This is a genomic window from Novosphingobium sp. B-7, assembly GCF_000410615.1.
Taxonomy (GTDB): Bacteria; Pseudomonadota; Alphaproteobacteria; order Sphingomonadales; family Sphingomonadaceae; genus Novosphingobium; species Novosphingobium capsulatum.
The window spans coordinates 452-800 of sequence record NZ_KE148344.1; positions in this window are offsets into that span (position 1 = coordinate 452).

Here is a 349-nt window from a genome sequence, read left to right on the forward strand (position 1 = left end):
CGGGGCTGGCCCGGCGGAACAAGGTCTTCATGGTAACTCCCGTCTCGATCATCTGCCGCCCCACGGCAACATCCGCCCCCCAGCGCATGTCCGTTCCTGAAAAGCTATATGCATCGGCCCGTTCTGCGCGTTTCGGGTCCGGTATCAGGGCGTGTGGTGCAATGGCCGCAAAGTGCCGCACCGCGCGCGCGAAGTCGAGCCTTGTTGCAAGGACTTTGCCCCGCCCACGCCTTTGCCCGCAAAGCCTTTCGCCAATCGCGCGCTCAGTTCACCACGGCAGGCGCCGTAGCGGCCACCGTGGGCGCCGCGGCCGGCTGCACCGCAGCGTCACCGCCATCGGGCGCGCCCG